General features: G+C 74.6%; 18 protein-coding genes. 15 read left to right on the top strand and 3 right to left on the bottom strand.

The features are described 5' to 3' along the window. Positions 1 to 111: 111 nt before the first annotated feature. Entirely contained in the window at positions 112 to 4,146 is a 4,035-nt protein-coding gene (locus EDJALFJO_RS35055; protein ID WP_198950413.1) for a hydantoinase B/oxoprolinase family protein, read from the top strand. A gap of 79 nt (positions 4,147 to 4,225) precedes the next feature. Here the strand turns inward: EDJALFJO_RS35055 and EDJALFJO_RS17985 are convergent, their stop codons facing one another. Further along, positions 4,226 to 5,209: a hypothetical protein gene (locus EDJALFJO_RS17985; RefSeq protein WP_088287693.1), complete on the bottom strand. Its 984-nt coding sequence runs from the start codon at positions 5,207 to 5,209 to the stop codon at positions 4,226 to 4,228. A gap of 418 nt (positions 5,210 to 5,627) precedes the next feature. Between EDJALFJO_RS17985 and EDJALFJO_RS17980 the strand changes: the two genes are divergently transcribed. From EDJALFJO_RS17980 to EDJALFJO_RS17970, 3 genes are all read left to right on the top strand, one after another. Further along, positions 5,628 to 6,794 carry an IPT/TIG domain-containing protein gene (locus EDJALFJO_RS17980; RefSeq protein WP_088287692.1) on the top strand — a complete coding sequence of 389 codons (1,167 nt, stop codon included), beginning with the start codon at positions 5,628 to 5,630 and terminating at the stop codon, positions 6,792 to 6,794. Between the two features lie 185 nt (positions 6,795 to 6,979). Next, positions 6,980 to 7,597, top strand: coding sequence for a hypothetical protein (locus EDJALFJO_RS34420; protein WP_088287691.1), 618 nt, complete (start codon positions 6,980 to 6,982; stop codon positions 7,595 to 7,597). Between the two features lie 147 nt (positions 7,598 to 7,744). Next, positions 7,745 to 9,688 (top strand): glycosyltransferase, encoded by a 1,944-nt coding sequence (locus EDJALFJO_RS17970; protein ID WP_088287690.1) that lies wholly within the window; start codon positions 7,745 to 7,747, stop codon positions 9,686 to 9,688. 24 nt (positions 9,689 to 9,712) lie between these two features. Here EDJALFJO_RS17970 and EDJALFJO_RS17965 read toward each other — a convergent pair whose 3' ends face one another. Continuing rightward, complete coding sequence (locus tag EDJALFJO_RS17965; protein WP_088287689.1) at positions 9,713 to 11,410, bottom strand: formate--tetrahydrofolate ligase; 1,698 nt, start codon at positions 11,408 to 11,410, stop codon at positions 9,713 to 9,715. A 229-nt stretch (positions 11,411 to 11,639) separates the two neighbouring features. On the opposite strand from EDJALFJO_RS17965, the gene EDJALFJO_RS17960 reads away from it, so the two are divergent. From EDJALFJO_RS17960 to EDJALFJO_RS17930, 7 genes are all read left to right on the top strand, one after another. Then, the gene (locus tag EDJALFJO_RS17960; protein WP_088287688.1) at positions 11,640 to 12,470 is read left to right on the top strand and encodes a tetratricopeptide repeat protein; all 831 of its coding nucleotides are present in this window, start codon (positions 11,640 to 11,642) and stop codon (positions 12,468 to 12,470) included. Positions 12,471 to 12,521: 51 nt separating this feature from the next. After that, positions 12,522 to 13,700 carry a pyridoxal phosphate-dependent aminotransferase gene (locus EDJALFJO_RS17955; protein WP_088287687.1) on the top strand — a complete coding sequence of 393 codons (1,179 nt, stop codon included), beginning with the start codon at positions 12,522 to 12,524 and terminating at the stop codon, positions 13,698 to 13,700. Positions 13,701 to 13,784: 84 nt separating this feature from the next. Then, positions 13,785 to 14,969, top strand: coding sequence for a CaiB/BaiF CoA-transferase family protein (locus EDJALFJO_RS17950; RefSeq protein ID WP_088287734.1), 1,185 nt, complete (start codon positions 13,785 to 13,787; stop codon positions 14,967 to 14,969). 74 nt (positions 14,970 to 15,043) lie between these two features. Beyond that, positions 15,044 to 17,035, top strand: a complete 1,992-nt coding sequence (locus EDJALFJO_RS17945) for an alpha/beta fold hydrolase (protein WP_088287686.1) — start codon at positions 15,044 to 15,046, stop codon at positions 17,033 to 17,035. Positions 17,036 to 17,158: 123 nt separating this feature from the next. After that, positions 17,159 to 18,262, top strand: a complete 1,104-nt coding sequence (locus EDJALFJO_RS17940) for a hypothetical protein (protein WP_143448636.1) — start codon at positions 17,159 to 17,161, stop codon at positions 18,260 to 18,262. Positions 18,263 to 18,272: 10 nt separating this feature from the next. Next, a complete protein-coding gene (locus EDJALFJO_RS17935; protein ID WP_088287684.1) occupies positions 18,273 to 19,229 on the top strand; it encodes a carbamate kinase in 957 nt (318 codons plus the stop codon). Positions 19,230 to 19,265: 36 nt separating this feature from the next. Then, positions 19,266 to 20,417 carry a ring-opening amidohydrolase gene (locus tag EDJALFJO_RS17930; RefSeq protein ID WP_088287683.1) on the top strand — a complete coding sequence of 384 codons (1,152 nt, stop codon included), beginning with the start codon at positions 19,266 to 19,268 and terminating at the stop codon, positions 20,415 to 20,417. Between the two features lie 13 nt (positions 20,418 to 20,430). On the opposite strand, the gene EDJALFJO_RS35050 is transcribed toward EDJALFJO_RS17930, so the two are convergent. Further along, the gene (locus EDJALFJO_RS35050; protein ID WP_198950411.1) at positions 20,431 to 21,135 is read right to left on the bottom strand and encodes a G5 domain-containing protein; all 705 of its coding nucleotides are present in this window, start codon (positions 21,133 to 21,135) and stop codon (positions 20,431 to 20,433) included. Positions 21,136 to 22,258: 1,123 nt separating this feature from the next. Here EDJALFJO_RS35050 and bktB point away from each other — a divergent pair. Genes bktB through EDJALFJO_RS17905 form a run of 4 tightly spaced genes read left to right on the top strand, consistent with a single transcriptional unit; the run spans position 22,259 to position 25,912 of the window. After that, positions 22,259 to 23,470: a beta-ketothiolase BktB gene (bktB, locus tag EDJALFJO_RS17920; RefSeq protein WP_088287682.1), complete on the top strand. Its 1,212-nt coding sequence runs from the start codon at positions 22,259 to 22,261 to the stop codon at positions 23,468 to 23,470. Continuing rightward, the gene (locus tag EDJALFJO_RS17915) at positions 23,467 to 23,883 is read left to right on the top strand and encodes a hypothetical protein (RefSeq protein WP_088287681.1); all 417 of its coding nucleotides are present in this window, start codon (positions 23,467 to 23,469) and stop codon (positions 23,881 to 23,883) included. Before bktB ends, EDJALFJO_RS17915 begins: the two co-directional genes overlap by 4 nt. Beyond that, positions 23,880 to 25,058, top strand: coding sequence for an alpha/beta fold hydrolase (locus tag EDJALFJO_RS17910; RefSeq protein ID WP_198950410.1), 1,179 nt, complete (start codon positions 23,880 to 23,882; stop codon positions 25,056 to 25,058). Before EDJALFJO_RS17915 ends, EDJALFJO_RS17910 begins: the two co-directional genes overlap by 4 nt. Continuing rightward, positions 25,055 to 25,912, top strand: a complete 858-nt coding sequence (locus EDJALFJO_RS17905; protein ID WP_088287680.1) for a 3-oxoacyl-ACP reductase family protein — start codon at positions 25,055 to 25,057, stop codon at positions 25,910 to 25,912. The genes EDJALFJO_RS17910 and EDJALFJO_RS17905 overlap by 4 nt, the downstream gene beginning before the upstream one ends. Positions 25,913 to 25,963 lie beyond the last annotated feature (51 nt).

The following is a 25,963-nucleotide window of genomic DNA, read 5'->3' as shown; positions in this document are numbered from 1 at the left end:
GGGGGATGCGGGCACGGGGCCCGCCGGGTTCGGACATGGCCCAACACGCGAGGGCACGGTTGGCATGTTGTGCCGGGGAGCGGACCGGAACCGCCGTCTTCAATGGAGGCCATGGCGAAGCGGCAGCCCGGGATCAGGATCGGCGTCGACACCGGCGGCACGTTCACGGACGTCGTCGGCTTCGACGAGCGCACCGGCCGGCTCGTGACGACGAAGACCCCGTCGACGCCGTCCGACCCGGCGGTGGGCTTCCTCACCGGGGTCGAGAAGATCCTCGCCCTGATGTCCGCGGCGCCCGGCGAGGTCGCGTCGGTCTCGCACGGGACGACGGTCGCGACGAACCACCTCCTCGAGGGCAAGGTCGAGCGGCTGGGGTTCGTGACGACCCGGGGCTACGAGTTCATCCTCGAGATCGCCCGGCAGTCCGTGCCCGACGGCTACGGCAACAGCTACTTCTGGGTGAAGCCGCCGCGGATCGTCCCCGCCGACCTCGTTCGGACCGTCGGCGGCCGGCTCGACGTCACCGGCGCGCAGGTCGAGCCCTTCGACCGCGACGAGGCGGTCGCGGTCGCCCGGGCGTTCCGGGCGCAGGGCGTGACGACGATCGGCGTCTGCTTCCTGCACTCCTACGCCGACCCCTCGCACGAGCGGGCGATGCGCGACGTCCTCGCCGCCGAGCACCCGGACGCCGTGGTGTCGATCAGCAGCGACGTCCTGCGCGAGTACCGGGAGTACGAGCGGAGCATGACGACGCTCGTGGACGCCGCGGTCAAGCCGCGGGTCGCCCGCTACGTCGCGGGCATCGCCGAGCGGCTCGCCGGGCTGCGCGCCGCGGACGACCCGCGCGGCCCGGTGCCCTTCGCCGTCATGAAGTCGAACGGCGGCGTGCTCTCCGCGGCCGAGATCGTCCACCAGCCGATCACGACGGTGCTCTCCGGGCCCGCGGCCGGCGCGCTCGGCGCCGCGCTCATCGCCCGGACCGCCGGCTACGACAAGGTCCTCACCTGCGACGGCGGCGGCACGTCGACGGACGTCTCCGTCGTCCTCGACGGTGAGCCGACGATCACGACCGAGGGCACCGTCGGCGCGTACCCGAGCCGGATCCCGATGATCGACGTCGTCACGGTCGGCGCGGGCGGCGGCTCGGTCGCGTGGCTCTCCGCGGAGGGCACGCTCAAGGTCGGGCCGCGCAGCGCCGGCGCCGCCCCGGGGCCGATCTGCTACCGCAAGGGCGGCACCGAGCCGACGATCACCGACGCCCACCTGGTGCTCGGCCGGATCCCCCCGCACCTGCTCGGCGGCGAGATCCCGCTCGACGTCGACGCGGCGCGCGAGGGGGTCTCGGCGCTCGCGGCGAAGCTGGGGCTGGGCCTGGAGGAGTGCGCCCGAGGCATCCTCGAGATCTCGGCGTGGAACCAGGCGAACGCGTTGCGGCAGATCAGCGTCAAGCGCGGCCTCGACGTCCGGGACTTCATGCTCGTGACGTTCGGCGGCTCGGGCTCGCTGCTCGCCTGCCGGCTCGTCGACATCCTCGGCCTCGCCGGGGTCGTCGTCCCGCCGGACCCGGGCAACGTCTCGGCGTTCGGCCTGCTCACGGTCGACGTGCGGACCGACCACGTCCGGACGGCGGTGCAGCGCGACGACGCGCTCGACCTCGTCCGGGTGGCCGACGTCCTCGCCGACCTGGAGGGCCAGGCTGCGCAGGCCCTTGCAGCAGAGGGGTTCTCGCCCGCGGAGCAGCGGCTCGCCCGGACGGCGGACCTGCGCTACACCGGCCAGGCCTACGAGGTGCGGGTGCCCGCGCCGTCCGGCCCGGTCGACGCCGGCTTCGCGGCCGACGTCGTCGCGGCCTTCCACGCGGCGCACGAGCGGCTCTACGGCTACTCGTTCGCGGGCCGCGCCGACCAGAGCGTCGAGTGGGTCAACCTGCGGGTCACCGGGGTCGGCCCGATCGAGCGCCCGGCACTCACCGAGCGGGCCGCGACCGGCACCCCGGACGCCGCCCGGGCCCGCAGCGGCGCCCGCCGGGTCGTCTTCGACGCCGCGCACGACGACGCACCGGTGTTCTGGCGCCCGGACCTGCTGCCGGGCGACGTCGTCACCGGGCCCGCCGTCGTCGAGGAGTTCGGCTCGACGCTGCCGGTGCACCCCGGGTTCGCGGCGACGGTCGACGGCTACGGCAACCTCGTGCTGCGGCGCACAGGAACAGGCGAACCCGTTGCAACGGAAGAGGTCTCCGGGCCCGTCACCGCCGACCCGATCCTCGTCGAGATCGTCGAGGGCACGCTCGCGAGCGTCGAGAAGGAGGTCGAGACCGCGATCGGCCGCACCTCGCGCAGCCCGATGATCCGGGACGCCCACGACTTCCGCGCCGGGATCCACGACGCGCGCCTGCGCAAGCTCACGGGCCGCTCGTACAGCGCACTCGTGCACCCGGTGGCGCGCGACTTCCCGCTCACGACGATGCGGCCCGGCGACGTGTTCTTCCACAACGACGTCTACGAGTCCGAGGGCGGCATCGGCCACCTGCCGGACCTGTGCGTCACGGTGCCGGTCTTCCACGACAGCGGGAACGGTCCCGAGGTCGTCGCGTTCGTCCAGGCGTTCGGCCACCACGACGACATCGGCGGCGCCTGCCCGGGCTCGATGCCGAGCGGCGCGACGTCCGTCTTCGAGGAGGGGCTCATGGTGCCGCCGATCCGGCTGTGGGACCAGGGCGTCCCCAACCAGGCGGCGCTGCGGATCATGACCCGCAACTCCCGGATGCCGGACTCGCTCGCGGCCGACCTCGACGCCGAGTGCTCGGCGTGCCTCATGGGCGCCCGCCGGCTCGGCGAGCTCTTCGACCGGTACGGGCGGGACGTCGTCGAGGCGTGCTTCGACGAGGTGCTCGCGAAGACGACCCGGACCTACCAGCGCGAGATCCTCTCGAAGATCCCGGACGGCGAGTACGTCTGGGAGGACTACGCCGAGCACGACGGCGTCGACGAGCCCCGGCTGCACACCCAGCGCATCACGCTGACGAAGACCTCGACGGGCGGGCCGGACCCCGTGCTGCCCGGCGGCGGCCCGAAGCTCGTCATCGACTTCACCGGCACCGCGCCGCAGGCGAAGGGCCCGATCAACCACTGCGGCGACTACGCGGACGGCAACTTCCTCGTCAAGTGGCTCGCCCCGATCCTGCGCAACCTCGCCGACACCCCGGAGCGGATGGCCGAGCTCGACGTCAACGAGGGCGTCGTCCCGCTGGTGGAGATGCGGTTCCCGCCCAAGGGCACGCTGCTGACCCCGGTCTTCCCGGCGCCGACGAACGCCCGCACGTTCGTCATCCTGCGCCTGCTGGGCGTCCTCGCCGGGGTGCTCGCGAAGGCGACGGCGGGAAGGATGCCCGCCGACCAGGAGACGATCCGGTACACCGGGGTCCACGGCCACGACGCGGACGGCCGGCACTACCTCATGCGCGAGGTGCTCGGCGGCGGCTCGGGCGGGCGCTACTACGCGGACGGCGAGGACACGATCCACGTCGTCCCGGACTCACGGAACATCCCCACCGAGTTCAGCGAGAGCCGGTTCCCGCTGCGGGTCGAGCGGCTCGGGCTCGCCGTCGACTCCGGCGGCCCCGGCCGGCACCGCGGCGGCCTCGGCTACGAGAAGCACGTCCGGATGCTCCGCGACGCCTCGTTCATGTCGATCGCCGACCGGTCGATCCTGTCGTGCTGGGGGGTCGCGGGCGGGAGGGCGGGGCGTCCGTTCCAGGTGACGATCGACCCGGGCGGCCCGCACGAGCGCGAGGTCGACGCCCTCACCGACGCCGAGCCGGTCCGGGCCGGCGAGGTCGTCAGGATCCGGACGACGGGCGGCGGCGGCTGGGGCGACCCGCTGGACCGGCCGTACGACGAGGTGGCGCGGGACGTGCTCTGGGGCAAGGTGTCGGACGCCGGCGCACGCGAGGACTACGGCGTGGTCGTCGTCCGCGGTGACGACGGCGCACCGGTGGTGGACGTCGTGGCGTCCGACGCGCTGCGCGCCGGGCGGCGCACGACCCGGGACGCCGCGCAGGCGCCCGCCCCGTTCTTCGACCGCGGACCGGGCTATGCCCGGCTCGCGCCCGACGGGGCGAGCGCCTGCGTGTACGACTACCTCTGAGCTCCGCTCGATCTCCTCTGAGGTAGATCGCCGTGCGTATAGACGGCGATCTACCTCAGAGGCGCTGAACGGGCGGGGCTCAGGCGCGGCGGGTGCGGCCGTCCGCGAGCCGGGCCTCGTGCTCGAGCGCGACGAGCTCCTCGGCGCGGTGGTGGGTCGCCGCGAGGCGCGCGTACTCGTCGGAGCCCTGGAGCAGCTCGAGCTGGGTGCGGGCGATCTCGACCGCGGCGAGCGCGGCCTCCGGGGCCGGCGCCGACGGCACGTGCCCGGAGCCGACCCAGCGGTCCTCCGGGGCCCGCGGCGCCGGGACGACGCCCGGCGCCACGGGGTGCGCGCCGGAGGTCTCGATGAGCTGCAGGTGGGAGAGCGCGTCGTCGCGGCGCCACACGTCGTCCGCGACCGCGGTCGCGCCCTCCGGCAGGCCGGCCGGCGGGCGGCGGTAGACGGCGACGGCCGAGCCGCCCAGTGCACTGTCGGACTCGCCCCCGGTCAGCGCCACGAGGACGCCGTACTCCCGGGCGAGCGCGTCCGCGGTCTCGCTCGGCAGGGCGGTGCCGGCCGGGAGCGTGCGGGGCGCGCCCTCGACGGGGAGCAGGTCGTCGGCGCCGAGGTCCCACGTCGACGTCCGCACGTCGTGCCCCTGCCCGGCGACCCACTCGCGGCGCATCCGGTCGGCGGCGGCGAGCTCGCGGTGGACGACCTCGAGGGCCTGCCCGATCGTCACGACCTCGGAGAGGTCCTCGCTCATCCGCAGGCCCGCGAGGAACTGCTCCGCGCGCGCCGCGAGGTCGGCCGCGAGCGCCGCCGTCCGCGGGTGCGCCTTGTCGAAGACGCGGCGCAGGCTGCCGGGGACGGTCCAGGCCGGGGAGCCGACCTCGACCGGCACCGACTGGGCGGAGGCCACCGGCCGGACCCGCGCGAGCGAGCCGAGGCTCACCACGACCTCGGGCTCGAGGTGCCCGCCGCGGTCGTCCGAGACGACGGCCAGGCGCAGCGTCGTCCCGACCGTCAGGGCCGTGGCGGACAGGACGTAGCGCAGCGGGGAGGTCACGGGCGTCGTCATCTCTTTCTCCATGCCGTCGAGAGGCGGCCGCACCGTGCGGCCGGGCGGCCGTGGACGCGGCCGAGGACTTCTTCGACAGCCCTCCCCCGGTTCCTGAGCGCTCGCGGGTGATCCGGACGGCGCAGCCCTCACCCGGACGGCGCAGCCGGACGAGGAGGGCCGTGACACGTGGCCACCCGCGACGTCCGTTTCGCGCCGGACGCCCCGGTACAGCACGTTCCCCGCGGCCGGGACCACCTCGGCGCGGTCGCGGACGGTGACCGCGCGCCCGGCCCGTTGGACCGATCGCGTGATGTCGGTCCCCGGCACGTCATGCCTCCGGACCCCGGGTCGATACAGACCGCCGAGGGGTATGGCTCGGTCCCCACTCCGGGGTCACGAAGACCCCGTCAGTCATCTCACGGAGGAGACACACCGCATGAAGCTCACCACCCGCCGCTCGCGGCGCACGGCCATCGGCGCGATCGCCGCCGTCGGCCTCGCCGCGCTCGCCACCGGCATCGGCGCCGGCCCGGCGTCCGCCGCTGCCGTCGCCGGCACGCTGAGCGCCACGTCCGGCCCGTCCGGCGGCCTCAACACGCTGACGATGACGACGACCGCCGCCAAGTTCTTCACGGGCACGCTCGTCTCGTTCCAGTACAAGGCGACGGCGACGACCGCCTGCTCCGCCGCGTACTCCGCGGCCGTCGCGGTCACCTCGACCGCCGGTATCGTCCTCGCGACGCCGAAGATCCTCTCGTCGACGAAGGTCGCCATCACGGTCCCGAGCACGGTCGCCCTCCAGGGCAGCGCGACGTCGGCCAACTGGCTCGTCTGCGTCTACCCGGGCTCGAACACCACGACGAGCCTGCTCTCGGCGAGCGCCGCCTACTCCATCGCCGCGAAGCCGACGCTCGCGGTCAGCCCGATCGCCCCGGCGAGCGGCCCGGCCCTCGGCGGCGGCACCGTCACCGTCACGGGCACGAACTTCATCACCGGCCTCACGGCGAAGATCGGCTCGGTCGCGCTGACCGGCATCACGGTCGCCAGCGGCACGACGTTCACGGCCACCGTCCCGCCGCAGGCGGCCGGCTCGGCCATGTCCCTGTCGGTCACCACGACCGGTGGCACCGCGACGAAGGCCGCGGCGTACACGTACACCAACGGCATCATCGTCACGCCGAACACGACGCCGACCGCGACCGCGGCGACCGACCTCGACATCCAGGGCGTCGGCTTCTCCGGCCTCGACTTCGCGGGTGCCGTCTCCGGTGGCGTCTTCAAGACCGACGGTACGGCGCCTGCGGACGCCGGTGCCCACGTCTTCATCGTCCAGGGCGACTACGACTCGACGGACAACTCGAGCGCCAAGACGCTCGCCGAGGCCGGCGAGTGCGTGAACGTCCTCGTGGTCAGCGACACCGAGCTCATCTGCACGCTGAACACGGCGGACAAGTACAACCAGTCCGGTGACCCGGCGATCGCCGACGGCGTCTACACGATCACGGTCGTCAACGACGGTCAGGTCGACGCGGTCGTGAACAACGTGGACTACAGCGAGTCGATCATCAGCAGCGGTTCGACCTTCACGGTCGCCCCGTACTGACGGACGATCCCACGACGCGGTCATGACCTGACCGAGGAGTGAGCGGCGGCCCGGGCCTGTTGGCCCGGGCCGTCGTCGTTCGTCCCGGCGGCTCAAGGTTCCCGGCGGGCGTCCCGAAGACACCCCAAGCAGCGCTCACCCGAGTGGGCGCGCACGGACCCGTTCGGCCGCATCCCGGAGGAACCATGGCAATCCAGCACGACGAGCGCACCGCTGTCGCCGACATCGTCCCGTCGCGGGGCCGACGCCCGCGCCGCGGCCGCCGGATCGGGCGCGCCGCCGCCGCGGGCGCGGCGGTCCTCGCCGTCGTCGCGGGCGGCGCGGGCGCCGTCTGGTACGCCGGCGTCTTCGACCACAAGCCGTCCGCGGACACCAAGGCGTCCGTCGCCGTCCCGGACAAGGTCGGCGGCCTCGCCGCGGCCCCGCAGGCGCAGGACTTCAGCAGCCAGCCGGCCTGGCAGGAGAAGGCGCAGGCCGCCGTCGGCGGCGCCACCGTCATCGGCCGCCAGTACGGCTCCGCCAAGGCCCGCAAGACGATCCGCGTCGTCGCGGCCCGGGCGGACCTCACCGGCAAGCTCGAGCTGAAGTGGCCGGCCGACAAGGGCACGAAGGTCGGCGACGCGCGCTGCACGCAGAACTTCAAGCTCACCGAGGCCGGCACCGCCAAGGTCCGCCCGACGATGCTCATGTGCTGGCGCACGAGCGACACCTTCAGCGCCTACAGCATCGTCATCGACTTCGACCACAAGCCGAAGACCGAGGACGCCGTCCGGGCGATCGACGACATCTGGGGCAAGGCCTGACGGTCGGCCCCGCACGGTCCGGCGACGGCGCGGCACCCCCGAGGGGGTGCCGCGCCGCCGTTCTCGCGCCGCGCGTGCTGCGGCGACCGGGTCGTAGCCCGATGGGACAACTGGCGGCCGGTCCCCCTGCGTCGGCATGATCGATCCATGGAAGACGCCCGTGGGGGGCCGCGGGGCAGACCGGTTGCTCCGCCCGGGTCCTTCTCGCTGCCGCAGGGCCGCTACCTGTCGCTGAGCGGCATGGTGACCGCCACGACGGGCGGCCAGACGCGCGCGCTCCTCATGCGCAACCGGCTCTTCGCAGCGCACGGCGGGGTGGCGCCGACGATCGTCACCTTCGACCCGCGCCCGCACTACCCGCGCACGCGCGAGCGGCTCACCGCGGCCGGCCAGCTCGCCTCTCCGGTGACGCTGCGCAACCTCTACGAGGACCACGCCGGCCCCGTCCCGCGCGGGACGCACGGACCCCTCGAACCGCTGCCGGGCTTCGAGACGAGGTACGACCACGCGGACGACGGCGCTGCGTACCGGCGGCGCCTCGTGCACCCGAGCAGCCACGCGGACGCCGTGCACGAGTACCTGCGTGCCGACGGCTCGGTCTTCCTCCGGACCACCGCGGGGGAGCCCTCCGACAGCCCGGTCCGCGGCGTCGTCCTGGTCGACGAGCACGGGGACGTCGTGCGGCGGTGGGCCGACCAGCGGGCCTGGCGGCAGGACTGGCTGCGCAGCCTGGTGGCCCCGGACGAGCGCGCGTTCGTCATCAGCGACAGCCGGTTCGCGCTCGCGCACGTCGTCCCGTTCGACGACGAGCGGTTCCACGTCCTGCACCTCATGCACAACGTCCACGTGTGCGCCCCGCGGCACTGGTCGTCCCCCGCACAGCCCGGGTACGGCCCGCTGCTGGACTCGCTCGAGCACCTCGACGCCCTCGTGACGCTGACCCACCGGCAGCGCGCCGACGTCGCGGCCCGCTGCGGCGCCCGCAGCAACCTGCACGTCGTGCCGAACCCGGTCGAGGCCGCGCCGGTGCGGGTGCCGGCCCCGGCCCGGGAACGGTGCCGCTTCGCGGTCGTCGCGCGGCTGTCGCCGCAGAAGGACCTCGTCGAGGCGGTCCGGGTCTTCGCGCTCGTCGTCGCCCGGGAGCCGGCGGCCCGGCTCGACATCTACGGCGAAGGGCCGACGCGCCCCGAGATCGAGGCGGAGATCGAGGCACTCGGGCTCGGCGGCCACGTCGTCCTGCGCGGCCACGACCCGCAGGCCCGCGACCACCTGTTCACCGCGACCGCCTTCGTCATGACGAGCCGGCTGGAGGGCTACCCGCTCGCGACGCTCGAGAGCATGGCGCGCGGCTGCCCGGTCGTCGCGTACGACGTCAAGTACGGCCCGCGCGAACAGGTCACCGACGGGCTCGACGGCTGGGTCGTGCCGGCAGGCGACCGCGCCGCGATGGCCGACCGGCTCGTCGCGCTCGCCCGCGACCCCGGGCTGCTGGCACGGGTCAGCGCCGGGGCCCGGGCGACCGCGGGCCGGCACGGCCCGGCCGCGTTCCTCGAGGACTGGGCGCACGTGCTCCATGCCGTCGTCGAGGCCCGGCCCCGACGCACGACCCTCGAGGGCGTCCGGCTCGTCGTCCACTCGCTCGGCACCGGACGGCGGGTGCGGGTGCCCCGGTCGCTGGACCGGGTGCCGCTCGTGCGGCGCTGGGGGCGCGCGCGGTCCGCCGCGGCCGCCGGGCGGCGGTCGCGGCGGCTCGAGCTCCGGGCCACGCTCGAGGTGAGCGGCCGCAGCCGCGCCGCGACGCTGGACGACGCCGTGCTCGCACTGGACGCCGTGAGCGACCGGACGGGGGACGTCGTCCCGCTCCCGCTGACCGTGCGCCGGGTCGACGGCGGCTTCGAGCTGTCCTCGCAGGCGGACGTCGCAGACCTGCTCGCCCGCGCCGGGTCGGCGACGAGCCTGCGGCTGCGGCTGCGCCTCGTCTGGGAGAACTCGGCGTGGGAGAGCACGGTGCACCGCCCGCGGTGGCTGACGATGCAGGACGAGGTGTCCTACACCGACACCGGTGCCCTCACGCTGCACCGGCGCCGGTAGACCTGACGCCCCCAGCGCCGCGGGTCACGAGAGGCCGACGATCTCACCGTTCTCGTCGAGGTCGATCCCGAACGCCGCCGGCTTCGTCCCCAGGCCCGGCATCGTCCGCATGTCGCCGCAGATCGCGTAGACGAACCCCGCACCGACCGATGCCCGCACCTCCCGGACCGGCAGCCGCCAGCCGGTCGGCGCACCGAGCAGCTTGGAGTCCGACGAGATCGAGAGGTGGGTCTTCGCCATGCACACCGGAAGGTGGCCGAACCCGTTGCGCTCGTAGGAGTCCAGCTGGTTCGACGCGACCGGCGAGTAGTCGACGCCGTCCGCGCCGTAGACCTTCGTCGCGATCGTCTCGATCTTGGTGCGCAGCGGGACGTCGTCCGGGTAGAGCACCTCGAACGTCGACGCCTCGTTCGCCGCCTCGGCCACCGCCTCGGCGAGCTCGATCGCACCGGCGCCGCCCTCGGAGAAGTGCTTGCAGACCGCGGACCGGGCACCGGCCGAGGCCGCGACCTCGGCGATCGCCGCCCACTCCGACGGGTGGTCGGTCGGGAAGGCGTTGATCGCGACGACCGGCGAGACGCCGTGGAGCCGGATGTTCTCGATCTGCTTGCGAAGGTTGGCCGCGCCGGCCAGGACGTCGTCCGGGTTCTCGGCGAGCATCTCGGGCGGCAGCGGCCGGCCGGCGACGACCTTGTACTTGCCCGAGTGCGCCTTGAGCGCGCGCACGGTCGCGACGACGACGGCCGCGTCGGGGGTGATCCCGGAGACCCGGCACTTGATGTTGAAGAACCGCTCGGCGCCCATGTCGGCGCCGAAGCCGGCCTCGGTGATGAGGTAGTCGCCGGAGCGGATCCCGATGAGGTCGGCGAGCACGGAGGAGTTGCCCGTCGCGATGTTGCCGAACGGGCCGGCGTGGACGAGCACAGGCGTGTGCTCGAGGGTCTGCAGCAGGTTCGGCTTGACCGCCTCGCGCAGGATCGCGGCCATCGCCCCGGCGGCCTGGAGGTCCTTGGCCGTGACCGGCTCGCCGGCCCGGGTGTAACCGACGACGATGCGCTCGAGGCGGGCCTTGAGGTCGGCGAGCGACGACGACAGCGACAGCAGCGCCATCACCTCGGACGCCGCCGTGATGTCGAAGCCGGTCTGCCGCGGGACGCCGTCCGCCCGGGTGCCGAGGCCCACGATGATGTTGCGCAGCGCCCGGTCGTTGACGTCGAGCACCCGCCGCCAGGTGATGTTGTGGTCGTCGAGGCCGGCCGCGTTGCCGTGGTAGAGGTGGTTGTCGACGATCGCGGAGAGCAGGTTGTGCGCGGCGGTCACGGCGTGGAAGTCGCCGGTCAGGTGCAGGTTGAGCAGCTCCATGGGGACGACCTGGCTGTACCCGCCGCCGGCCGCGCCGCCCTTGATGCCGAACGTCGGGCCCATCGAGGGCTGCCGGATCGCGATCGTGGCGCGCTTGCCGATGTGCTTGAAGGCCTGCCCGAGGCCGACGGTCGTCGTCGTCTTGCCCTCGCCGAGCGGGGTCGGCGTGATCGCCGAGACGACGACGTACTTGGCCCGCGGGCGATCGGCCATCTCGTCGATGGCCTCGAGGCGGATCTTCGCCACGCTGTCGCCGTGCGGCTCGAGCAGGTGGGTCGGGATGCCCATCTGCTCCGCGATGTCGGGCAGGGGCTTGAGGGTCGCAGCCTGCGCGATCTGCAGGTCCGAGGGGAAGGCCATGTCAGCATCCTTCATCGGGGCGGGCGTCTCCTCGTCGAGGCGCCCCGAGCGGACGGTAACGGCCACGCCTCCCCGCCGTCCACACCCTGGACTGACCGGCGGGTCAGTTGTGTCCAGCAGCCCTTCACAGTTCCACATCATGGGATCCTGAGCACGAGCCGATCATGATCATTGTTCCACGGGCGTCCCGGTCGGACGGCCTCTCGGAGTGGATCACTACCCTGGCGCGATGACGACCGACGTCCGCGCCCTCTGGGACTTCCGTGACCCCGGAGGCTCCCGCGCCCGTTTCGAGGCCGCCCTCGAGGAGGCCACCGGCGACGACGCCCTCGTGCTGCGCACCCAGGTCGCGCGCACCCACGGGCTGGCCCGGGACTTCGACACCGCACGGGCCGTGCTCGCCGGGGTCGAGCCGCACCTCGACGCCGCGGGGCCCCGGGCCACGGCGTACTACTGGCTCGAGCTGGGCCGCACGTACTCCTCCGCCACGCACGAACCGGCGTCGCAGACGGACGAGGTCCGGGCCGCTGCGCGGGCGGCCTTCGAGCGGTGCATCGCCGTCGCGACGGCTGGCGGGCTCGACGGGCTCGTCGTCGACGCCGTCCACATGCTCGCGTTCGCCGACCCGACGCCCGAGGCCGGCGTCCGCTGGGCCGACGTCGGGCTCGAGGTCGCCCTCGCCTCCGACGAGCCGGACGCCCGTCGCTGGGAGGCGACCCTGCGGAACAACCGCGGCATCGCCCTCGGGCAGCTCGACCGGCACGAGGAGTCGCTCGCGGACTACGAGCGCGCGCTCGACCTCGTGCGCCCGCTCGGCGACCCGACGCGCACCCGGATCGCCGAGTGGATGGTCGCGTCCGCGCTGCGGCACCTCGGGCGGCTCGACGACGCGAAGGCGGTACAGCTGCGGCTCGAGGCCGAGTGGGACGCCGACGGCGAGCCCGACCCGTACGTCTTCGAGGAGCTCGAGGCGATCTTCCGCGCGCAGGGGGACGACGCGCGCGCGGCGCACTACGCGGCGCGGCAGACCGCCGCGGCCGCGGACGGCGAGCAGCCTTAGCCACGACCGGCTGCGCGCCGTCCGGTCGGCGCGAGCGGCAGGATGAGCCGCATGCAGGCCTCGAGACGCTCGGCGGTGCCCCCGTTCACCGTCATGGAGATCATCGCCGCGGCGAACGCCCGCCGCGCCGCCGGGCAGAAGGTGCTCAACCTCTGCGTCGGCGAGCCGTCGTCCGCCGCGCCGACGGCCGTGCGGCGCCGGGCCGCCGAGCTGCTCGGCGCCGGGCCGCTCGGCTACACCGAAGCGCTCGGCGTCCCGGCGCTGCGCGAGCGGCTCGCCGGGCACTACCGCCGCTGGTACGGCGTGGACGTCGACCCGCGCCGGATCGCGGTGACGACGGGGTCGTCCGGCGGGTTCCTCCTGGCGTTCCTCGCGGCGTTCGACGCCGGCGACCGGGTCGCGATCGCCCGCCCCGGCTACCCCGCGTACCGCAACATCCTCGCCTCGCTCGGGTGCGAGGTCGTCGAGCTGCCGTGCGGGCCGGACACCCGCTGGCGCCCGACGGTGGAGCAGCTCGAGGCGCTCGACCGGCCGGTGCAGGGCCTGGTCGTCGCGGGCCCGGCGAACCCGACCGGCACGCTCGTCGACGCCCGCGCCCTCGAGGACCTCGTCGGGTGGTGCGCCGCGCACGACGTCCGGCTCGTCAGCGACGAGATCTACCACGGCATCACGTACGGCCCCGGCGGCGCGGTGCCGGGGGCCGGTGCCCCGACGGCCGCGGGCGCGACCGACCGCGGCGCCCTCGTCGTCAGCTCGTTCTCGAAGTACTGGGCGATGACCGGCTGGCGGCTCGGCTGGCTCGTGCTGCCCGACGACCTCGTGCCCGGGGTCGACGCGCTCGCGGGCAACCTCGCCCTCTGCCCGCCGACGCTCGCGCAGCACGCCGCGGTCGAGGCGTTCACCGACGCGTCGTACGCCGAGGCGGAGGCGAACGTCCGCGGCTACGCGGGCTCGCGGCAGCTCGTGCTCGACCGGCTGCCCGGCCTCGGGTGGCACCGGGCGGCCCCCGCGGACGGCGCGTTCTACGTCTACGCGGACGTCTCGGCGAGCGGGCTCGACTCCGTGACCTGGTGCGCCCGGCTCCTCGACGAGGCCGGTGTCGCCCTCACGCCGGGCACGGACTTCGACGGGACCGACGGCCGGGACTGGGTGCGGCTGTCCTTCGCGCCGGCGCCGGACGTCGTCGCCGAGGCGCTCGAGCGGATCGCCGCCTGGCAGCAGGGCCTGTAGGTCGCCCGACGGGCGGGTCCAGGCTGCCCGGCACCGCCCGACCGGCCGGTCGGACCCGGCCGCCGCCGCCCTAGGGTGGCGGCCATGACCGACCCGCAGCCCTCCGCCGGCCCGCTCGCCGGCACCGTCGTCGTCGACCTCACGCGCGCCCTCGCCGGACCGCACGCCGCGATGATGCTCGGTGACCTCGGGGCACGGGTGCTCAAGGTCGAGACCCCGGGCACCGGCGACGACACCCGTGGCTGGGGCCCGCCGTTCGTCGACCCGGCAGAGGGCGCCCGCGAGTCCACGTACTTCCTGTCCTGCAACCGCAACAAGGAGTCGATCGCGCTCGACCTCAAGTCCGAGGACGGGCGCGAGGTGCTCGCCCGGCTCGTCGAGCGGGCCGACGTCCTGCTGGAGAACTTCCGCACCGGGGTGCTCGACCGGCTCGGCTTCGACGTCGCACGGCTGCACGAGCTCAACCCGCGCCTGGTGATCCTCTCGGTGAGCGGCTTCGGGCACGACGGCCCCGAGGGCGGCCGCGCGGGCTACGACCAGATCGCCCAGGGCGAGGGCGGCCTCATGTCGCTCACCGGCTCGGACCCCGGCGACCCGCAGCGCGTCGGCGTCCCGATCGCAGACCTGCTCGCCGGGATGTACGGCGCGTACGGCGTCCTCGCGGCGCTGCTCGATCGCGAGCGGACGGGCCGCGGGCAGGTCGTCCGGACGTCCCTGCTCGCCTCGATCGTGGGCGTCCACGCCTTCCAGGGCACCCGGTACACGGTCGCCGGCGAGGTCGGGCAGGCGCAGGGCAACCACCACCCCTCGATCTGCCCCTACGGGCTGTTCCACTGCCGCGACGGCGCCGTGCAGATCTCGGTCGGCAGCGAGGGCCTGTGGAAGCGGCTGTGCACCGGCTTCGGCCTCGACCCGGACGCCGCCGGGATGGCGACGAACGCCGAGCGGGTCGCGCACCGCGAGCAGGTCATCGCCGCGATCGAGGCCGTGTTCGCCGGCTGGGACAGCGCCGACCTGCTCCCCCGGCTCGCCGAGATCGGCGTCCCGGCCGGCCGGGTCCGGACCCTCGACGAGGTCTACACGTGGGACCAGACGCTCTCCCAGGGCCTCGTCGTCGACGTCGACCACGCGACCCTCGGCGCGCTGCGGATCCCCGGGCCGCCGCTGCGGTTCTTCTCCGACGACGCCGAGGTGACCCGGACGGCGCACCTCGCGCCGCCGGTGCTCGACGAGCACGGCGCCTCGATCCGGGAGTGGCTCGGGCTCTGACCCGGTCCGGCACCGTCGGCCGAGCGCCGCCGGGGTGTTCCCGTTCTGCCCGGATCGTGCCAGGGTGATCGGCCATGACGAGACGGGCGCACCGGCTCCGGATGGTCGCCGCCGTCATCGTGCTCCTGACGGCGGCCACGGGCGCGGCCGGCACCGACGTCGCCGCCGCTGCACCGGGCGGTCCGGCCGTGGCCGCGACACCGACGACCGTGGTCGCGGCGCCGAGGACCGTGCCCTGCCCCGACGTCCTCGACGGAGCGCGCTGCGGGTCGGTCCTTCGGCCCTGGGACCCGACGGGCGCCGTCCCCGGGACCCTCGGCGTCGGGTTCGTCCTCGTGCCCGCGTCGGACACGTCCCGGCCCGCGCTCGGCACCGTCGTCGCGATCGAGGGCGGCCCCGGGTACGCGACGACGTCGTCGGCCGCGGCCTACGCGGACCTGTTCGCCCCGCTGCTCGGACGCCGCAACCTGCTGCTCGTCGACCAGCGCGGCACGGGTCGTTCGTCGCCCGTCGACTGCCCGGAGCTCCAGGTGCTCGAGGGTGCGTACGCCCCGGCGGCGGCGCGCTGCGCCCGCAGCCTCGGGCCGCGGGCGCACCTGTTCGGCAGCGTCCTCGCCGCCGACGACCTGGCCGCCGTCGTCACGGCGCTGCGGGTCGGGCCGGTCGACCTCTACGGCGACTCGTACGGCACCTTCCTCGCCCAGACCTTCGCCGGCCGGCACCCGGGTCTGCTGCGCACGCTGACCCTCGACGCCGCGTACCCGACGTTCGGCGAGGACGCCTGGTACGACAGCCAGGGCCCGGCGCTGCGCTCGGCGATGGCGACGGCCTGCCGGCGCAGCCCCTGGTGCGCAGGGGAGGGCGGTTCGGCGCTGCGCCGCTTCGACCGGCTGCTCGCCCGGGTGCGCACGCACCCCCTGCGCGGGACGGCACCCGGGGCCGACGGCGCCCGGCACCGGGTCGTCGTCGACGCCCCGACGCTCGCGTACGTCGCCTTCAACGCGACCTACGTGCCGACGACCTACCGCGAGCTGGACGCCGCCGTCCGCGCCGCCCGGGCCGGCGACGCGCTTCCGCTGCTGCGGCTCGCGGCCGAGGCGCAGTTCCCCGGCGGGGGCGTCGACGCGGTCGAGGACTACAGCGAGGGCCTCGACGCCGCCGTCACGTGCCGCGACTACCCGCAGCTGTTCGACCTCACCGCGCGCCCGGCGACCCGCCGGGCCCAGCTCGCGGCGTCCGTCGCCGCGAAGCAGCGGACCGACCCCGACGTCTACGCCCCGTTCACGATCGACGAGTTCCTCGACTCGGGCTGGACGTACGTCGACTGGTGCACCGGCTGGGCGGCCCCGCCGGCCGGCTACCGGCCGCGGCCGCCACGACCGCCCGGCGGCGTCTACGCACCCGTCCCGACGCTCGTCCTCTCCGGTGAGCTCGACACCATCACGACGCCCGCCGAGGGCCGCCTCGTCCGGTCGCAGTTCCCGCGGGCGACGTGGGTGCAGATCCCTGCCGGGCTGCACGTGACGGCCGTCGGCGACCTCGACGGCTGCGCGAGCGCGATCGTCGTCGGCTTCGTCCGGACGACGCGGACGCCGTCCACGGCCTGCACGAAGCGCCTCGCCCCGCTGCGCACGGCGCCGCCGTTCTGGCGCACCCGGGCCGCGGCCGTGCCCGCCGCACCGGGCCGGCACTCGACGACCGACCCGGCCCGGCTCCGGGCGGCCTCGGTGGCCGTCGCGACCGCGGGTGACGCGACCGCGCGCTGGTGGCAGACCTTCGAGTCCGGGGGTCTCGGCCTGCGCGGCGGCACCTGGGCCGCGGACGGCGACGAGGTCGTCACCGTGACCCTCGACCGGTACCGGTTCAGCACGGACGTCCCGGTGAGCGGGACCGTCGTGTGGGACCGCCGGCGCGGCACCGTCCGCGCGACCCTCGTCCTCACCGGGAGCGGTGCCTCCGCCGGGCGGCTCACCGCCCGCTGGGACACCCGTCGCCCCGGTGCCGGTGCCCGGGTGGCCGGCACGGTCGGCGGGCGGAGGGTGTCCGGCACGGTCCTCGCGCCCTGAGCCGGCGGCCGCTGGGCCGTCCGGGTGGTCGTGCCCACGGACAGGTCCGCGGTGTCCCCCGCACGGGCGAACCTCGCGCTGCTCCGCTGTGCGTGCCGGGTCACGCTCCGTACCGTCGACGGCATGGCACTGGACCCGCAGGCCCGCGACGAGCTCACGGCGGCGACCGCGCTCGTCGAGCACGACGTCGCGCGGGTCCGGCTCGGCGGGCTGCTGCGGCTCGTCCGGCTGGCCGACGAGCACGCGGCCCTGCGGCAGCCCGTCGTCCACGTCCTGGGCGCCTACCTGCGCAGCCCCGCGACGACCGGCAGCCAGCGCCAGGTGCGCGCGGACCGCGACGCGCGGCGGGAGGTCCTGCGCACCCTCCGCGAGCACCTCACCGACCCGGACGCCCCGACGACCTGGTGCGGGCTCGACGTCGACCTGTCCCGCTGCACGCTCGACGGGGACCTGTCCGGCATGGTCGTCAGCGCCGGCACCGTCCGGCTGGACGGCGTCCGGGTGCCTGCCGGGCGCACCCTCGACGTGCGCGACGTCCGGGTCACCGGTGGGGCGCTCTCCATGACGCGGCTGGAGGTCGCGGGCCGGCTCGACGCGACCGGGCTCGCCGTCGACGGCGGCGAGGCCTGCGTCGACGGGCTCGTCGTCACCGGGCACGGCCGGGTCACCCTGGACGGCGCCCGGCTCGCCGACGGCTGCCTGTGGCTGCGCGACGGCAGCATCGGCACCGGCACGCTCTCGCTGCGCGGGGTGCACGTCACCGGCGGCCACCTGTCGCTCCACGAGACCCGGGTCAGCGGCGGCGAGGTCCGGCTCGACAACCTCGCCGTCGACGGCGGGCACGTGCACGTGAGCGCGGCGACGGTGGAGTCCGGCGCGCTGCGGCTGGACGACCTGCGGGTCGCGTCGGGCCTGGTCTCGCTGACGATGACCCACGTCGAGGACGGCCGGATGAGTCTGGACGGCGCCCGCGTCGACGGCGGCGCCGTCCGGTTCGAGGGTCTGGCCGTGGACCGGCGGGCGGACGTCTCCTGGGGACCGTTCGAGCCCGTCGAGCCGCTGCCGGGCCCGGAGCGCACCGGCCGGCGCGACCTCGACCTGCGCGGGCCGGCCCCCGTCGACCGCTGGGCGTGGCTGCGCCACGGGCCGGCGGACCACGACGTGACAACGCCGGCGCGCCCGCCGCGTCAGGATGTGCCGTCCCGCTCCGGACGCGCCGCCTCCTAGCCTGGCGGCCATGCGGGTTCTCGTGGCGCTGGGCGGCAACGCCATGACCGCGCCCGACGGCAGCGCCCGGCCGGCCGACCAGCGCGCCGCCGTCGAGGCGGCCGTCCCCGCGCTCGCCCGCGTCGTCGCCGACGGGCACGACCTCGTCGTGACCCACGGCAACGGGCCGCAGGTCGGCAACCTCCTCGTGAAGAACGAGCTCGCCGCGGCCGTCGTCCCGCCCGTACCGCTCGACTGGTGCGGCGCCCAGACCCAGGGCACGATCGGCGCCCTCCTGCTCGACGCCCTCGACGCCGAGCTCGGCGCGCGCGGGCTCGGCGCGCGGGTCGCCGCGCTCGTCACCCGGACCGTCGTCGACGGCGACGACCCCGGCTTCACGCACCCGACCAAGCCGATCGGCCGCTACCTGCCCGCCGCCGAGGCCGCGGTGCTCGTCGAGCACGGCCAGGTCTGGGCCGACCGCGGCGAGCGCGGCTGGCGCCGGACGGTCGCCAGCCCGGAGCCGCTCGAGGTGCTCGACGCGCCCGCGGCGGCCGCCCTGCTCGACGCCGGCTTCGTCGTCGTCTGCGCGGGCGGCGGCGGCATCCCGACCGTGCGGCAGCAGGACCCGGACGGCGCGGAGCGGCTCGTCGGCGTCCAGGCCGTCATCGACAAGGACCTCACCGCCGCGCTGCTCGGCCGGGCGCTCGGCGTCGACGTCCTCGTCGTCGCGACCGACGTCGACCACGTCATGGTCGGCTTCGGGACGCCGTCGCAGCGCCCTCTCGGGCACGTCACCGCGGCGCAGCTGCGCGAGCACGCGGCCGCAGGCGAGTTCGCGAGCGGCAGCATGGGTCCCAAGGTCGAGGCGGTCTGCCGCTTCGTCGAGGCCGGCCGGCCGCGCGCCGCCATCACGTCACTGGGCCGGATCAGCGAGGCCGTCGCCGGCGTCGCCGGTACGGTCGTCACCGCCGGAACGCACGGTTGAGACCCCGTCAGAACCCCTGAGAGACAAGGACATCCCATGCCCGACGCCATCGAGGTCCGCAAGGTCGCCCTGAAGACGGTGAGCGACGCCTCGGGTCTCGCCGAGCTCGTCGACGCCGGTGTGCTCGACGCCGACCGGGTCGTCGCGGTCATCGGCAAGACCGAGGGCAACGGCGGGGTCAACGACTACACCCGGATCATCGCCGACCGGGCGTTCCGCGAGGTGCTCATGGCGAAGGGCACGCGGGACCACGACGCCGTCATGCAGGTGCCGATCGTCTGGTCCGGCGGCACGGACGGCGTCCTCTCGCCGCACGCGACGATCTTCGCGACGATCCCCGCCGACCACCCGGACGCGGGCCTGGCGAAGGACGAGCCGCGGCTCACGGTCGGCTTCGCGATGAGCGAGCAGCTGCTCCCCGAGGACATCGGCCGGGTGACGATGGTCGAGAAGGTCGCCGCCGCCGTGAGGGTCGCGATGGAGCGCGCCGGGATCACCGACGTCGCGGACGTGCACTACGTGCAGACGAAGACCCCGCTCCTGACGATCCACACGATCCGCGACGCGAAGTCCCGCGGGAAGAGCGTCTGGACCGAGCACACCCACGAGTCGATGGACCTCTCGAACGGGACGACGGCGCTGGGCATCGCGCTCGCGCTCGGGGAGATCGACGGTGTCACCGACGAGCAGGTCATGCACGACCGCACGCTGTACTCCTCGGTCGCGTCGTGCTCGTCGGGCGTCGAGCTCGACCAGGCCCAGGTCGTCGTCGTCGGCAACGCGGTCGGGGTCGGCGGCCGGTACCGGATCGGCCACGCCGTCATGCGCGACGCCCTCGACGCCGACGGGATCTGGGACGCGATCAGGGCGGCCGGCCTCGACCTGCCCGACCGCCCGCACCACAGCGACCTGGCGGGCCGGCTCGTCAACGTCTTCCTCAAGTGCGAGGCGTCCCAGGACGGCCAGGTCCGCGGCCGCCGCAACGCGATGCTCGACGACTCCGACGTGCACTGGCACCGCCAGATCAAGTCGTGCGTCGGCGGCGTCACTGCGTCGGTGACCGGCGACCCCGCCGCGTTCGTCTCGGTCTCGGCGGCCCACCAGGGCCCGGACGGCGGCGGCCCCGTCGCTGCCGTCGTCGACCTCGGCCCCGGCGAGCCGACGGGCTACCGACCGCCCGCCCTGTGAGGGCAGGGCGACCTCAGTCGCAGCCGACGCCGTCGCCGTCCCGGTCCAGCCCGTAGATGTCCGTACCGACCACGCGCACCGGGCCCTCGACGTACGAGGGCCCGTTGCCGCTGCCTCCGGCGCAGTCCACGTCGGTGTCCACGGGCACGCAGTCGCCCGAGTAGTTCGGGTCGCAGTCGGCACCCTCGGGCTGCGGGACGCGGGTCCCGACGGCGACGACGCGGTCCACCGGCGCACGCACCGTCCGTTTGGACGCCAGCTCGCGGCCACTCCTGACCCCGTCGGTGTACGTGACCCGGAAGACCAGTTCCAGCACACCCTTGACGCCGTCGCGCACGACCCGGGTCTCGCCCTTGTCCAGGTCCGGGTCCTTGCGGGTCACGGTGCGGTACTTCACCGCCTTGGTCACGCGCTCGGTCCGCACCGTCACCGAAGCGGTCGCCGATCCGGCACCCGCCGCGGGCCGCACGGCGGCGGTCGCGCGCGGGGTCGCCGCGGCGGACTTCGTGGACGACCGCGGGGACCTCGCCGTGGACGTGGCCCGGGCCGTCGGGGTGCCCGACCCGGTCGCCGTCCGGCCGCTCCCCACCTGGTCGGCCCAGGCCGCCCCGGTGCCCGGGGTGCCGGCCGCGCAGCCGGTCGCCACGGCCAGGCACAGGCCGAGCAGACCGGCCGCCGTGGCAGCAGGGGTCAGGAGGCGTCGTCGGTTCCGTCCCACCCCGGCACCGTAGGCCGCGCCACGACCGCAGGGCACCGAATCGCCCCGAGACCGGCAGAACGGACGAGACCGGGCAGCCTTCTGACGCGATGTCGCTCCGCCCCCTGAGCGCGCCGCGGCGACGCAACACGACGCGACGTCACGCTGAAGACTTCCACCACACAGGACGACGGAAGTCTTCGGCGTGACGCGGCCCGGCCATGCCCGGCCGCATCGCCGGGGAGCCTGACCGGGTGCTTTGCTCTGCCATCACGAGCGAGCCACCGGAGCGCTTGCTCTGCCATCACGAGCGAGCCGGCGAGGGCGTGCGCGCGATGGTGAGTGCGAGCCTGTGCAGTCACGTCAACCTGCATCACGCTCGTGCGCACCCTCGCCCTCACGCACGCCCAGGAGGTGGCTCGCTCCTGATGGCAGAGCAAAGCACCCGCGAGGGCATCCCCCGCCGAGGTCCCGGGGAGGAGGCATCGCGCCCCCGCCCGCTCGTCGTCCGGCGGTGACCCTACGGCGCGGCAGGGTGCCGCACGCCGGTGCGGGCCGTTCGCCCCCTAGGAGCCGGGGCGTCGACGGCGAAGGCTCTCCACGGGCGCAGGCACGGGGGCACCCGCCGGAAGAGGGCGTCGGCGGGTGTCTGCTGCGTCCGGGGGCGGGGTGAACGGGCCTCGGTCCGACCACAGGGTCGGGCCGGGGCCCGTTCCGCGTGCCGGAACGGGGCACGAGCGCGCCGGAGGGGGCAGCCCGGGCCCTGTCCCTACCGCCCGGTAGTGCAATCGAGGCGTGTGTCGTCGGGATCACATGCGCGTAACGGTCATGTCCGACCGCTCGTCGCGGGATCACGACCGTGTGACGCCGCAGGCCGCGCGCCCGGCACGACCGCGCCGCACGCGCCTTGAGATGCGTCCCGCACGCACGCACGCTCGAAGACAGAACGAGGCGGCGGCCGGCGCGGCAGCCGGCCCCGGCCACCGCCTCGTCCACGCTCCCGCGCCCGACCAGCGCCACCCGTGCCACCGCACCTGCGCCACCGGTCCCACCCGTCGCCGTCCACCCTCGCACCGGTCCTCACCGTCGCCGCACCCGTGCCGCGGCCTCCCGGGCCGTCCTCGCCGCACCCCAAGGAGGTCCCATGACCGACCAGACCGCACCCGGACGACGCGACGTCGTCGTCCTCTCCGCCGTCCGGACGGCGATCGGCAAGTACGGGGGCAGCCTCAAGGACACCCCGCCCGCCGACCTCGCCGCCCTCGTGACGAAGGAGGCCGTCGCTCGGTCGGGCGTCGCACCCGAGAGCGTCGGGCACGTCGTCTTCGGCAACGTCATCCACACCGAGGCCCGCGACATGTACCTCTCCCGGGTCGCGACCGTGAACGCCGGACTGCCGGTCGAGACGCCGGCCCTCACCGTGAACCGGTTGTGCGGCAGCGGGTTGCAGGCGATCATCTCGGCCGCCCAGACCGTCGCGCTCGGCGAGACGGACGTCGCCGTCGGCGGCGGCGCGGAGTCGATGAGCCGCGCCCAGTACTGGCTGCCGGGGCTGCGCTGGGGCCAGCGGATGGGCCCGGGCGGCACGATCGACGCCATGGTCGGTGCCCTCACCGACCCGTTCGACGACTGCCACATGGGCGTCACCGCCGAGAACGTCGCCGAGAAGTGGGGCATCAGCCGCGAGGACCAGGACGCGCTCGCCGTCGAGAGCCACCACCGGGCGGCGGCAGCGACCGGCGAGGGCCGGTTCGCCGGGCAGATCGTCCCTGTCGAGCTGAAGAGCCGCAAGGGTTCCACGTTCTTCTCCGCCGACGAGCACACCCGCGCCGACGTCACCGTCGAGGACCTCGCGAAGCTGCGGCCGGCGTTCGCCCGCGAGGGCAGCGTCACCGCGGGCAACGCCTCGGGCGTCAACGACGCCGCGGCCGCCGTCGTCCTCGCCGACCGGGCGACCGCCGACCGGCTCGGGGTCGCCCCGCTCGGCCGCCTCGTCGCGTACTCGCACGTCGGCGTCGAGCCGAAGTACATGGGCATCGGCCCGGTGCCGGCCGTGACGAAGCTCCTCGACCGCGCCGGGCTCACCGTCGACGACATCGACGTCTTCGAGGTCAACGAGGCGTTCGCCGCGCAGGCGCTCGCCGTCGCCCGCGACCTCGGCCTGCCCGCCGACCGCACGAACCCCAACGGCAGCGGTGTGGGTCTCGGCCACCCGATCGGGGCCACGGGCGCGATCCTCGTCGTCAAGGCGCTCCACGAGCTCGCCCGCACCGGCGGCCGCTACGCCGTCGTGACGATGTGCATCGGCGGCGGCCAGGGCATCGCGGCGCTGCTCGAGCGCGAGGCGACGGCATGAGCGAGAAGACAGCAGCGCCGGCGTCCCCGCTGAACCAGCTCTTCGCGGTGTACGAGCAGGCCGAGGCGAAGGCCGCGGCGCTCGCCGAGCAGGCCGTCGGCTCGAACGTCTTCGCCGAGCTCCTCGCGACGACGGCGACGAACGCGATGGCCCTCGCCGGGCTCGCGAACGCCGTCGTCGACCGCGGTGTCCGGCTGACCCGGGTCGCGGCCCGCGCGGACGTCACCGGGCTGGCCCGCCAGCTCGCCCGCACCGAGGACAAGCTCGAGCGGCTCCTCCAGGAGGTGCACGAGCTCTCCGACCGGCTCGCCGTCCCGGACTTCCCGCCGGACGACGCACCGCCCGCCCGGCCGGCCCGCGCGGCCCGCTCGGCGGCGCCGCGCAACGGTGCCACCGTCCGGACCCCCCGGTGAGCACTCTCACGGGGCTCGTGGGCGGGCTCGTGCAGGACGCCGTCTCGGTCGCGAAGGGCACCGTCCGGCTGCCCCTCGACGTGGCCCGGACGGCGGACATCCTCCTCACGACGGACCGGGCCGTCATCGGTGCGACCCCGCGCGACGTCGTCTGGACCCACCGCAAGACGACGCTCTACCGGTACCGCAGCACGGACCGCCGGCACGCCGTCCCGATCCTGCTCGTCTTCGCCCTCATCAACCGGCCGGAGATCTTCGACCTGCGCCCCGGGAGCTCGTTCGTCGAGTTCCTCCTCGCCGAGGGCTTCGACGTCTTCCTCGTCGACTGGGGCGTGCCGGGCGAGGAGGACGCCGACATGGGCGTCGCCGAGTACGTCTGCGACGAGCTGCACTGGGCGGTCCGGGAGACGGTCCGCGCGAGCGGCAGCCCGCACGTCTCCGTCGTCGGCTGGTGCATCGGCGCCGCGCTCTCGGCGATGTACACCGCGTTGCACCCGGACGGCGCCGTCCGCAACCTGGTGCTGCTGACGATGCCGCTCGACACCTCCGGCAGCCTCTACCGGCAGTGGGTCGGCCGGCCGTCGTTCGACGCCGACCGGGTCGCGACGGCGCACGAGGGCGTCCCGGGCCCGATGGTCGACACCGCGAACAAGCTCATGAAGCCGGTGACGAACTACCTGACGACCAAGCGCCGGCTCTTCGGTCAGGTCCGGCAGGGGACGGCGAACAAGGTCGCCTACCAGGCGATGGCCAAGTGGGTCGCCGACAACCCGCGGTTCCCGCAGGCCGCGTTCCGGGACTGGATCCGGTTGATGTACAAGGAGAACCGGCTCGTCGACGGCACGCTGACCCTGCGTGGACGGCAGGTCGACCTCGGCGCGATCCGGCGCCAGGCCGTCCTTGTCGTCACCGCGGCCGGCGACCACATCGCCCCGCGCGCGGGCACCCTGCCCGTGCTGTCCATGGTCACGACCGACGACCTCACCCACTTCGACCGGCCCGGCGGCCACATCGGCCTCATGGCCGGCTCCAAGGCCAAGGGCCTCATCTGGCCGGACATCGCCGGCTGGCTCGCCGAGCGCTCCCGCCCGGCGCGGACGCCACGCCCGGCACGTCCCGCACGCACGCGCACCGCACGCCCCGATGCCCCGACCCCCGACAGGAGAACGCCATGACCGTGTCCGACCGCCTCGACACCCCGACGCTCGTCCGGCAGCAACCGGAACCCGACCTCAGCGGCAAGCTCCGCGGCCGGGTCGCGCTCGTCACCGGCGGCACCCGCGGCATCGGCGCCGCGATCTCGCGCAGCCTCGCGAGCCAGGGCGCCTCGATCGCCGCCGGCTACGCGGGCAACGCCGAGAAGGCCGAGGCGTTCGCCGCGGACTTCCGCGCCCAGCACGCCGAGGACGGCATCTCGGTCACCCTGCACCAGGGCAACATCGCCTCCGGGGACGACTGCCGGCGCGCGGTCGCCGAGGTCATCGAACAGCACGGCCGGCTCGACATCCTCGTGAACAACGCGGGCATCACCATCGACAAGACCGTCGCGAAGATGACCGACGACGACTGGACGAAGGTGCTGTCGGTCAACCTGTCCGGTGCGTTCTACCTCTCGCAGGCGGCGCTCAACCACTTCGTCGAGCGCGGCTCCGGCCGCATCGTCAACGTCTCCTCGGTCATCGGCGAGATGGGCAACATCGGTCAGGCGAACTACGCGGCGTCGAAGTCCGGCCTCTTCGGCCTGACGAAGACGCTCGCCCGGGAGGCGACGTTCCAGCTGGCCCGCGCGGGCAAGCTCACCGAGGACTCGATCGGCATCACCGTGAACACCGTGACGCCCGGCTTCGTCGCGACCGAGATGCTCGAGCACATCCCGGAGAAGGTGCTCGACAAGATCAAGGGCCAGATCCCGGTCGGCCGGCTCGCCCACCCCGACGAGATCGCCCGGGTCGTGCACTTCCTCGCCGCGGACGCGTCCGCCTACATCACCGGGCAGGTGTGGGGCGTCAACGGCGGTCTGGACATGTGACCCGCCCGACACCCGGATCGTTAGCAAGTTAGCAGAATACTTGCTAATCTG

Origin of the sequence: Kineosporia sp. A_224 (genome assembly GCF_002198655.1) — a bacterium.
In the GTDB taxonomy this organism is placed as follows: Bacteria; Actinomycetota; Actinomycetes; order Actinomycetales; family Kineosporiaceae; genus R-H-3.
The sequence above is the reverse complement of the archived record's forward strand: the minus strand, read 5'-3'. Positions and strand labels throughout refer to the sequence as shown.

Excerpts from the sequence above, each read along its gene's own strand:
- EDJALFJO_RS17935 (WP_088287684.1), top strand. The coding sequence starts at position 18,273 with ATGCGGGTTCTCGTGGCGCTGGGCGGCAACGCCATGACCGCGCCCGAC.
- EDJALFJO_RS17960 (WP_088287688.1), top strand. The coding sequence starts at position 11,640 with ATGACGACCGACGTCCGCGCCCTCTGGGACTTCCGTGACCCCGGAGGC.
- EDJALFJO_RS17955 (WP_088287687.1), top strand. The coding sequence starts at position 12,522 with ATGCAGGCCTCGAGACGCTCGGCGGTGCCCCCGTTCACCGTCATGGAG.
- EDJALFJO_RS17950 (WP_088287734.1), top strand. The coding sequence starts at position 13,785 with ATGACCGACCCGCAGCCCTCCGCCGGCCCGCTCGCCGGCACCGTCGTC.
- bktB (WP_088287682.1), top strand. The coding sequence starts at position 22,259 with ATGACCGACCAGACCGCACCCGGACGACGCGACGTCGTCGTCCTCTCC.
- EDJALFJO_RS17965 (WP_088287689.1), bottom strand. The coding sequence starts at position 11,410 with ATGGCCTTCCCCTCGGACCTGCAGATCGCGCAGGCTGCGACCCTCAAG.
- EDJALFJO_RS34420 (WP_088287691.1), top strand. The coding sequence starts at position 6,980 with ATGGCAATCCAGCACGACGAGCGCACCGCTGTCGCCGACATCGTCCCG.
- EDJALFJO_RS35055 (WP_198950413.1), top strand. The coding sequence starts at position 112 with ATGGCGAAGCGGCAGCCCGGGATCAGGATCGGCGTCGACACCGGCGGC.
- EDJALFJO_RS17905 (WP_088287680.1), top strand. The coding sequence starts at position 25,055 with ATGACCGTGTCCGACCGCCTCGACACCCCGACGCTCGTCCGGCAGCAA.
- EDJALFJO_RS17940 (WP_143448636.1), top strand. The coding sequence starts at position 17,159 with ATGGCACTGGACCCGCAGGCCCGCGACGAGCTCACGGCGGCGACCGCG.
- EDJALFJO_RS17985 (WP_088287693.1), bottom strand. The coding sequence starts at position 5,209 with ATGACGACGCCCGTGACCTCCCCGCTGCGCTACGTCCTGTCCGCCACG.
- EDJALFJO_RS17915 (WP_088287681.1), top strand. The coding sequence starts at position 23,467 with ATGAGCGAGAAGACAGCAGCGCCGGCGTCCCCGCTGAACCAGCTCTTC.
- EDJALFJO_RS17930 (WP_088287683.1), top strand. The coding sequence starts at position 19,266 with ATGCCCGACGCCATCGAGGTCCGCAAGGTCGCCCTGAAGACGGTGAGC.
- EDJALFJO_RS17945 (WP_088287686.1), top strand. The coding sequence starts at position 15,044 with ATGACGAGACGGGCGCACCGGCTCCGGATGGTCGCCGCCGTCATCGTG.
- EDJALFJO_RS17980 (WP_088287692.1), top strand. The coding sequence starts at position 5,628 with ATGAAGCTCACCACCCGCCGCTCGCGGCGCACGGCCATCGGCGCGATC.
- EDJALFJO_RS17970 (WP_088287690.1), top strand. The coding sequence starts at position 7,745 with ATGGAAGACGCCCGTGGGGGGCCGCGGGGCAGACCGGTTGCTCCGCCC.